The following is an 8,943-nucleotide window of genomic DNA, read 5'->3' on the forward strand; positions in this document are numbered from 1 at the left end:
GACATCTATGTAGTGTTCTCCGCAAGACATTTTTCTCTGGAGACTTACAGATGGACACCAACGAACGCGCTATTGAAGGATCTGTTACCCAGATCAAAAAAGCATGCGTCATCAGACCTACAGCACTAATTGAAGGCGCCTGCACCCGAAAGGTAGATGAACCATTAGACGCCGAGAACTGGCAGTACCTAGCTCCCGGTGAGTGCCTTGATATCACAGCGGGGAAAGCGTTCATCTTAAAAAATGGCCACAATTGGATGCTAGCACAGTTTTACGCTGATGGCAGATTTACAGGACCAATCGCTTTCTCTGATACCCAAATTGAAGATCCCCTGAAAGTCTGGGAAGAACACACCAGAGCAGGTTACAATGCATCAGAAATACGGGTAAGCCTATGCCAATTATTGCTTGCCGCCTTCATTTTGTCGTTAGCATTTTCTCTCAAAAATATAGATGCAACTGAGCTTCTATTCTGTGTAGTGGCCTTCGTGGTATTTACACTTCTTGGTGGCGTAAGACTTTGGGATACTTTACGGCGAGATGGTATCAGCGCATTTCGAGAATCCTTTCCATTGATCATACGGAACAGGAGCGCGGCTAGAAGATCAATTATTAAAGAGACCAAATCCAAGAAGATCAAGGTCAACAACCCAGTTTTCTTTGACCTCTGATTTGATATTCGCGCAGTCCCATAGGATTCACATAAGCCCCAATGGAACGAAAATTAAGGCATCCCGATAATCGGGATGCCTTAAAAAGCCAAATTGTAAGAAGACTTAGGCCTCGACAACGCCTTTCGGATTGGGGCCCCAGTCGATCTTCTTCGCTTCCCGCTCATCAAACATCTCTTTCGCATGCGCGATGAACTTCTTAGCGCGCTCATACCCTGCGTCACCCTCTGTATAGATAAGCATCGGCATGGGATCGAGCATCAGCCACCCCTTCGGCTGCTTGCCCAAGGCCATCGCGTTCTTGTTGCGATACTGCTCCTTGCTCATAGCATTGATTACGCGACGGGCCATGTCGACTTCTGCAATATTGAAGATAAACACGCAGTTGTATCGTTTGAGGCCGTACTTGATGCTGCCACTGAGGCGCGCGAGTTCGGTTGCATCGTAGAGACCACGACGTGCCTGAAGCGTGGCGCCAAACTCATACTCTGCCGCCCCCATGTACTCATAGTTGAAGCCGATGTTCTCGTCTTCCTTCAAACGCTGGCACAAAGTATAGTACATGGATACTCCAATGATTATCGTATTTGATGTCTGCATGCTTAACTCGATTAGCATGAATTGTCAACATTAGATCGCACTGAAGGCCAACGGACTGCCGGAAGGTGACACTTGCACCTGCCCTCAAGCTCACGCTATAAGAGAGCTTGGGGAGCCTCTCCTGGCCTGCTGCTGGGCCCAAGCGGGCATTTGATGGAAGACCTACCGTACATGTCGTGCAATCGACGTGGGGTAATCGGCAGCACCGCGTCTCAGGAACACGATATGACAGCAGTAAGAATTTGCCCGAAGACCATCAAACTCGTCAAAAGAGAACTTCAGAACTGGGCACCTGAGTTCAAGTCAGCACATCTGACGGAATCCCTGGCGGCCGGTCTAGGCTACAGTAAGCACGCATCCTTGGTCGCTGACTATCAGGATCCGCCTCGTTATCGGATCCTGTATATGCCCGATCTCGCCCAGCGCCTCGAAGAGCTTACTGACCTCGAGGTGAAAGATATCGATGACGATTTTTATTATCTGCTGGAGAGCCAAAACATCGAGGGTGTCATGCCACTTGGACGCGATACCCCGCATGTAAGAGACGCTCGCTCGATTGAGATTATGGCTTGGCGCCGTATTGCTGTGGCTGGCTTGAACCGAATGATTGAAGCAGGTCACTTTCACGTCCATCCCGGTCACCAGCCCTGGGATCTGGATCCTGCTACCCGTACGGTTGGCATCTATACTGTCATTCAGGCCATCCCTGCATATTGCATGATCTCTGATGCCGGGCATGGTGAGACCCACCTTCGGGTCGTGCTGTGGCCAACCAAGGATGTTGAAACGGAAGCCCGCATGGTGATCTTCGACGACCAACAGGCTCTACGCTCTGGCCACGTCGTCGCTGATACTTGGGTGCAACGGGAAAACTCTCTCTATCTGGCGACACCGAACCTGCACGCTTCCCCGGGGATGCAATCCAGGATCCTGAGAGAAGTGGTGCTTGAGCGCCCAAAGGGATTTGGCCCCGACACAATCTATGATGATGTCATTGAGTTTGAGAGAGACCTGACATCTGGGTCCTGATAGCTCCAGAAATATGAATGGCGGACCGAGATATTCTTCGGCCGCCATTCAAGAATTAGTGTCAGATCCCTGATTTAAGGAGCCGGTGCGCTGGGCGTCTCTTCTACAGGTGTCACCGAACCTAAGGCAGTATCGAAGCTGCCGTCTGGCTTTTTTACCGTCTCCATCTGAGCAATGACTTTCGTGAACTCTATGCCGTTGAAGGTTATCTCTCCCTCACCAGAAAACTCAACGTTCTCGTCGATGTAGCACTTGATGCCATCGAACAAAGCACCCGAATTCAGGGACTCATTGTTAAGCTCTAGACCACGTACCTCATGTGACTGATTGGTCTTCATGAAAACGCTGCCATCTTGCATGCAAACCATATCGTATTCGATATCTCCAAGTTCCCCGGTTTGCATCGTGAACGTTGCTCGCCTCGAGATCGCCTGGCCATCGATATACCAATCGCTGTCCGTAACAGGATCGTTGGCCGCACTCTTGTACGAAGCAAACTCGTTAACGATCTCTTCGGCGATTACTGCGCCCCAATCTTTATCCATTTTTATAGTCTCCTTTTTCATATTTTTTAGCGCAGGCCCGGCATACTAGCACCCGGTGCAAGCTCATTGACAAGATCCACCATAGGCGACACCAAATCGCTTATAGGGCCAGCCTTGAAGTTGATATCGGCGGCATAATTCTCTGGTGTGTGAAGGCGATCAGGCGCCCGAAGGATGGCTCGCGCATTATTACATACAGTGAGGATCCATAGATCTTCCGACTTAGACCAATCGTCCCCTGCCCCGCCCAGCGCGAAGCATGCCCTCGCAGAGCTGTAAGCAGTCTCACTTGCAAAGGATATGCTCTCAGGAATGATTGAAACCCCCTGCTCCTGTAAGGCATCAATAATCTCATCAGAGACATCTTCCAGTGGATCTCTGTCGACCATTCGGATGCCACCGGTTAACTCTGGGTGGGTCTTGTCGGAAAACTCTCGAGCTTGCGCATAGTTATACTTTAGCGTCGGCCCCTCGATCTCCTCAAGGAACATCCCGCGCTGGAGTTCCACTATACGACCGGCTTCCGGGTTCGCGCCGTAAGACTTCTCGAACAGACCCTTAGAAGGCACCATCTGAATATGATGAGTTTCCCCGGTGTCCGCACAGACATGATGAAGTCCTCCAACCAGGTCATGGATCTCGTCACCAGGCTGAGCGGTAGTCGATAGCAAAACTGGGGTGCATGCCCGGGATCGACCAATATAGGTGTTCGATGGGCTGCTTCCGACATTCTTCAAAATGCGAAAGTGGTCCTTCACCACAAAATACTTGTTACCAAAACCTGGCATGATGATCTCCACTCCAACCGTTAGTGAGAACATGTGAGGTTTAGAGCAAGCAACAATATGGGGTATTGCTTCCTTTATCATGGCAACAGGAACCCAGCTTTAATCTAATACTGGTACACTGGTGCTTGTCATCGAGCAGTGTGCGAAGGCTCTAGCATTAGTTTCTTGCTGCTGATGCTCGAGTACGCCACCGCAGCGTGTTGACCAAGTGCTTTTAAAGCATTCACCTCGGTCTGCTTGATGACGACCCTCTCTCAGTCGTGAGTAATCAGCATCAGGCGCTGCGTATGCAGCTGATATGAGTGATACCCTTAACCATGACTAAACATGCCTCTGGTAATGAATTTGGCACGAGCAATCGACATTTTCGTTACCAGCATTACAGGCTTTATTTTGACGGGCACACCTGACACACCGACATCTACCGGATGGACACATATCACGGGCTTCGTGCAAGGGCTCCGCCAGAGATGGCAAGCAAGGCAGAAGAGAGCGCAGGCTAAAGAGGAAGCGCGGTCTCCATCTGAAAGGCGCCGCCGCAAGTGGATTGCAAAAACAGCCTTCTACAGCCTAATGCTGTTTGCGTTCTTTCTTACAGGTGGTCCAAAAGGGTGGCGTCTCAACTACGATCTCGTCATGACAGGTATCGCTATTGGCGCTGTGATGGATGTCGAACTTGATGAAGCCGCGCGCAGAAAGGTTATACATGGCGCATTGCAGGCGCTTGACCGGAACTCTCGGGTCTTAAGTACGACGCATGAAGAGGTGGAGCGACGAGATAAAGAAGGTACCAAGGAAGGCAACCTAGGCTTCAGTGTGGCTAAATCCCCTCGCATTACGGTAACCAGTGTAAAACTCGGAGGCCCAGCAGACAGAGCGGGGTTAGAGGTGGGCGATACCATTATCGCTCTGGGAGACCTCACGCTAACCAATAAGATTATACGCCCTCAATCGGTCATAACTTATTATATTAGAACCCTGAATGAGGTTGATGAGATCGATGTAACCGTCGAGCGCGATGGAGCCCTCGTTAACCTCTTGGTTGCAATCGAAAAGTCACGTATAGATTGGGCACATCGAGTAGGGAACTTCGATGGCATCCTACAAATCTTAGTCACCAAATTTAGCCCAGGAATGACGGCTCAAGTTCGCCAAATTATTGATGCAGAACGAGTTAAAGCTCCGATACGAGGCGTTCTGTTCGACATGCGCGGCAATCCCGGCGGATGGTCTTCGGAGACGGCCGAGCTGGCATCTCTTTTTTTACCCGAGAGAACCGTGATCGCCCACAGGACAGGTCGAGCAATTCACTTCCCTTTAGATAGTGAAACAACCACCAGTGAGCCTGAAGCCTACCCTGATATCAAACAGGTAGGCGTGATCATCAATCGAAATTCCGCATCTGCTGCCGAGCAGTTCTCAGCCATGGTGAAGGACTACGAAATGGGGCCTGTAGTTGGTGAAGTCAGCTACGGAAAGGGATCCAGCCAAAAGCAATTCACCTACCCTGGCGGTCCCGTATTTAGGCTAACAACTGCGCGGTTTACTGGTCCAAAAGGCACATTAATCGACGGAGTGGGCGTCAAACCTGACGTCCTGCCGACATCAGAGGATGGCAAGGTCGAAAACTGGGATGAGGTTATAGAGAAAGCCCGACAAGATATGCTTGCCAAAACGCTCCCCTAGTGCATGTGGCGGTCAATTTTATGAAATGGCCATCTGCGGCCTGAGATATTCACATGCGGCCGTACCCGGCACCCCAACTAGGAAACCCATACTCTGCATTCGAGCCAGCTCTCGGCTTGGGTGCATCCTTGCCGAATCCGGTCTCTGCAAAATGATAAAGCTCGCCGTCTTCGTGATCCTCACTATATGTCTGCACTGTTCCGCCCTCGCCCCGCTTCCACTGATACTCTCGGCCCAAGTATTCGCTCATGATTATCTTGCTGACCGGATGCTGACACGCACTGTCAGCCGCGTGATTATTCTCAGCGACGTGCCATTTCAGGAGGTTGTCCTCCCCCATCTCGAGTGAGCAACCATAGAAATAGAAGCTGAGATCCTTATCGGTGGACTTTGGTTTTGGAAACGCGCTCTTGCGTGGCTTACACAGAGCACCGCCCTTACCTCTGAAAATTTCCCTGGACAATGACCAGAGATCTTCGCTTGTCAGGTACATTCTATTCGAGCAAGGGGAGTTCTTGCGTAATGTCATGCGGGATGGCTCCCATCCTCTACGAGCTTGAAAGCTTACAAGCTCTCTGGCACCGTTTGAGCTCTGCTTGGACTTTGGTAAGTCCTTGAGTTGCTCATATAACTCAAGCGCAAAACTGTAACGCAAGTCCTGCCAGTTCGCCTGCACATTCTTGATCTTCTTCATCACCTGGCGGGCGCCATTTTTAGTGAATTTGATGTATCCAGTTTCAGTTTGATTTGTCGACATTGTAAGACCTCCGCTTAGAGATTAAGTAACCCGACGTAAGAAATCTTCACCCCGCATTTTTATGAAGCCCTGTATTCCCTTAGTATCCGATCCTCAAGGCTTCTTGCAGTGCTCTAAGTTTTTGGCCGCGAAGTGTCCTGATGTGGACAGAGTGGAAGTGAGCGATACGGCCGGTGCAGTCCTGCGACTTTTGCAGTCTCCTTCAGACCTCCAGACCACAGAGGCGGCAATCACATCTAGGTTTGCAATCGAGCTACACGGCGCATATTGCACGCGTGACCATATACAAGACTGCACCTCTAACATGACCAGATTCCGTTTACTTTCGCTAGTAACCTAAGAAGTGCACTGTCAATCTTCATAAAACGAAAACACGTAGGCCGCATTAGCGAAGAAGAATACGGCAATCATCGCAGTGTCAGGGATAGAAATTTCTCCCTGCCCTGCACCGATCAAAATAATGATCAGATAACAAGCACCAACCACGCCCACCATCATCAACAGGATGTAATGTGCGATGGTTACCAAGAATACGAAAGGAGAGAGCAGAGTGTTTCGATCCGGTACGATGTAATCGTGACGCACTGCCATCACCCGCAGCATTGCAATCATCAGGACCAGTGAAGCCGCCATTGGAATGAAACCAATCATTCCCTCCATATATGCCATAGCTGCCCCTACAGGAATTACCAATGAAGCAGGTGGAAGGAGGAAACCAACCAAGTCTTTGAAGTAATCCTTAGTTCTCGACGCAACGCTCATAAAAACCTCCTCAAAACTCAATCATTATATAGCCTTAGCTAGAAAAGCGCTTCAAGACAAAAATTACTGATCAAAATCGCAGCGGAAAACCCGAACCACCTTAGCGTCTTCATCTGCCAGAAACGGGACCAACTCATCTTCGTTGTCGTTCAAGCTATATTTGTGGGATCCGTAATTGATCAGCTTCCCTGACTCGGCATCCTCCATCAAAGCTTTCGCGAGATTGAAAAAGATTGGAGACGTATAGTAGCCAAAAATATCCGTTTTGCGCTCAGCGATATCTCTAGCGGATCTCAGCGTTAGAGAACGAACGCCTGAAGGCAGCACCCCAGTATCGGTGTCCCAATCGTAGCCAGCTGTCCAGATACGCTTAATATCAGCGTTCATGACAAGCGCAAAGCGGCGGTATGCCTCCAGCACCTTACCCGCATCCAGCTTGTATTCCTCGACAGCACTGACAGTCGACCACGAATAGATATCGCCAATCTCCTCGTCACCGACGAAGTAATCCTCAATGAGAACCGCCTGCCCCATGTACTTTGAGATCAACTCTTCGCTGGGAACTTCGGTTTGAGGGCAATGACGGAAGTGACCAAGCGCATGATCCCCTGAGATAGTGACCCGATCATCTTTGATCAGACCCCGGCTTTCCAGAACACGCAATGCACGACCATCTACCTTTGCGGCAGGGTTGTGATACTTGGCTTTCAACTGGCTCTTCTGAAAAGGGGTCATAAATACTCCGAAATATATTCTTTGTATAAAAACAGTATGCTTTGACTATTCTTTTGTCAACATTCATTAATGTTCGGATTACACCAATGAAACATCGGTTTCTCTAAAAGTTCTTGTTGGGACGCACTCACAAGCATGCTGCTTTCACACCCAGCATCATGCAAACGACTGCCAAAATGGACAATACACAACATGGTTGCACAATTTACCGTGCAGTGTACGTTCGAAGGATATCGACGCCTACTAAGGAACATATTGTGGAAGCTACCAAAGAACGGACGAACCTGGCGCTGGAGACCGCACGCTTCAATATCAAGATGGCCTGCACTCTGCGGGACATGTCGCTATCTGACGTAGCAGAGAAGTCTGGCTTGGGTCGAAACGCTGTCTCTCAGTTTTGCTCGGGCAGGAGCGCTCTCACCTACCCGAATATGCTTGCTGTCTGCGAGACACTCCGCGTGCCGATCTCCATCATCCATCAAGAAGACTCCATCACACGAACGAATATCGCGAACTGGGATCGACTACAAAGAATGAGTGCGAAAGAACTGGAGCGCGTTCTGAGGATCGCTGATGCGGCCGATTAAGGTCCTTGATCAGTGCCGAACCAATGGATTGGCACCGACATCTAAATTCAGTCGCACCAAGACTTCTTGGGTGCGCAATCAGGGCATTCAGCAAAGCAGCTGGCGCAGTAAGAGCATCCGCATGCCTTGCAGTGTTTGGGCGGCTGCTTTTTCTTTGTCGTTACCTCAGCCATAGGACTCGACCTCGGCCATCTGCTCAAGGGTGTTAGCCATGAACTTTTCTGCCCGCTCTTTCCCGTCGCTGCCGTCCAGATAGCAGAGCATGGGAACCGGATCGAGGATCAACCAACCTGCGGGGGGCTTATCGTACATCATTGCGCCCTTATTGATATTTGTGCCATCAGCGAGCGCCCGCATGACCGGGATTGCTTTCTGCTCATCGCCATTTTTCATAATGAAGACACAGGAGACGCTGCGCTTACCCTCTTTGACCCGACCGGAAACCAAAACTGTCTCCTCAGCCTTCGCGAGATATACACGCGCCCGCCAATTGGCGCCGAACTCATACTCGGCCGATCCCATGTAGTCGTAATTGAAGCCGATATTCGGATCCTGGGTCAAACGCTGGCACAGAGTATACATTCGCTAATCTCCTGATGTCGAAATATATACATGATTAGTAATGAACACTACAACACTTGTCAACATTAGCTTTGCGTTGAGCATAGGTGACGTGTAGATACTCCACCAACCTAAGTGTCGGCCCCATCACTTGAAACTGATCGGGCCCTTTCTCTCCAGTAGAAGAAGATACCTGACCCAACACTTACACTCATCGCGATA

At 50.0% G+C, this 8,943-nt stretch carries 11 protein-coding genes; 4 read left to right on the forward strand and 7 right to left on the reverse strand.

Annotated features, from left to right (window positions below; all coding sequences use genetic code 11):
- Positions 1 to 50 precede the first annotated feature (50 nt).
- Positions 51 to 671, forward strand: a complete 621-nt coding sequence (locus J7392_RS01465) for a hypothetical protein (RefSeq protein ID WP_209215812.1) — start codon at positions 51 to 53, stop codon at positions 669 to 671.
- A gap of 105 nt (positions 672 to 776) precedes the next feature.
- Here the strand turns inward: J7392_RS01465 and J7392_RS01470 are convergent, their stop codons facing one another.
- A complete protein-coding gene (locus J7392_RS01470) occupies positions 777 to 1,235 on the reverse strand; it encodes a hypothetical protein (protein WP_209215813.1) in 459 nt (152 codons plus the stop codon).
- A gap of 261 nt (positions 1,236 to 1,496) precedes the next feature.
- Between J7392_RS01470 and J7392_RS01475 the strand changes: the two genes are divergently transcribed.
- On the forward strand, positions 1,497 to 2,300 hold the full coding sequence (locus tag J7392_RS01475) for a hypothetical protein (RefSeq protein WP_209215814.1): 804 nt from the start codon (positions 1,497 to 1,499) through the stop codon (positions 2,298 to 2,300).
- A gap of 74 nt (positions 2,301 to 2,374) precedes the next feature.
- Here J7392_RS01475 and J7392_RS01480 read toward each other — a convergent pair whose 3' ends face one another.
- Positions 2,375 to 2,845 (reverse strand): hypothetical protein, encoded by a 471-nt coding sequence (locus J7392_RS01480; RefSeq protein WP_209215815.1) that lies wholly within the window; start codon positions 2,843 to 2,845, stop codon positions 2,375 to 2,377.
- A gap of 26 nt (positions 2,846 to 2,871) precedes the next feature.
- Positions 2,872 to 3,714, reverse strand: a complete 843-nt coding sequence (locus J7392_RS01485) for a hypothetical protein (protein ID WP_209215816.1) — start codon at positions 3,712 to 3,714, stop codon at positions 2,872 to 2,874.
- Positions 3,715 to 3,960: 246 nt separating this feature from the next.
- On the opposite strand from J7392_RS01485, the gene J7392_RS01490 reads away from it, so the two are divergent.
- Positions 3,961 to 5,319 (forward strand): S41 family peptidase, encoded by a 1,359-nt coding sequence (locus J7392_RS01490; RefSeq protein ID WP_209215817.1) that lies wholly within the window; start codon positions 3,961 to 3,963, stop codon positions 5,317 to 5,319.
- A gap of 49 nt (positions 5,320 to 5,368) precedes the next feature.
- Here the strand turns inward: J7392_RS01490 and J7392_RS01495 are convergent, their stop codons facing one another.
- The 3 genes from J7392_RS01495 to J7392_RS01510 all read right to left on the reverse strand — a co-directional run bounded on the left by J7392_RS01495 (position 5,369) and on the right by J7392_RS01510 (position 7,573).
- Positions 5,369 to 6,076 (reverse strand): hypothetical protein, encoded by a 708-nt coding sequence (locus J7392_RS01495; RefSeq protein ID WP_209215818.1) that lies wholly within the window; start codon positions 6,074 to 6,076, stop codon positions 5,369 to 5,371.
- A 351-nt stretch (positions 6,077 to 6,427) separates the two neighbouring features.
- Complete coding sequence (locus J7392_RS01505) at positions 6,428 to 6,838, reverse strand: hypothetical protein (RefSeq protein ID WP_209215820.1); 411 nt, start codon at positions 6,836 to 6,838, stop codon at positions 6,428 to 6,430.
- Between the two features lie 63 nt (positions 6,839 to 6,901).
- Positions 6,902 to 7,573: a hypothetical protein gene (locus tag J7392_RS01510; RefSeq protein ID WP_209215821.1), complete on the reverse strand. Its 672-nt coding sequence runs from the start codon at positions 7,571 to 7,573 to the stop codon at positions 6,902 to 6,904.
- Positions 7,574 to 7,830: 257 nt separating this feature from the next.
- Here J7392_RS01510 and J7392_RS01515 point away from each other — a divergent pair, with 257 nt between their 5' ends.
- Positions 7,831 to 8,160 carry a helix-turn-helix transcriptional regulator gene (locus J7392_RS01515; RefSeq protein WP_209215822.1) on the forward strand — a complete coding sequence of 110 codons (330 nt, stop codon included), beginning with the start codon at positions 7,831 to 7,833 and terminating at the stop codon, positions 8,158 to 8,160.
- 165 nt (positions 8,161 to 8,325) lie between these two features.
- On the opposite strand, the gene J7392_RS01520 is transcribed toward J7392_RS01515, so the two are convergent.
- Positions 8,326 to 8,742, reverse strand: a complete 417-nt coding sequence (locus J7392_RS01520; protein ID WP_209215823.1) for a hypothetical protein — start codon at positions 8,740 to 8,742, stop codon at positions 8,326 to 8,328.
- Positions 8,743 to 8,943 lie beyond the last annotated feature (201 nt).

Source organism: Sulfitobacter sp. R18_1 (assembly GCF_017743915.1).
GTDB classification, from domain to species: Bacteria; Pseudomonadota; Alphaproteobacteria; order Rhodobacterales; family Rhodobacteraceae; genus Sulfitobacter; species Sulfitobacter faviae.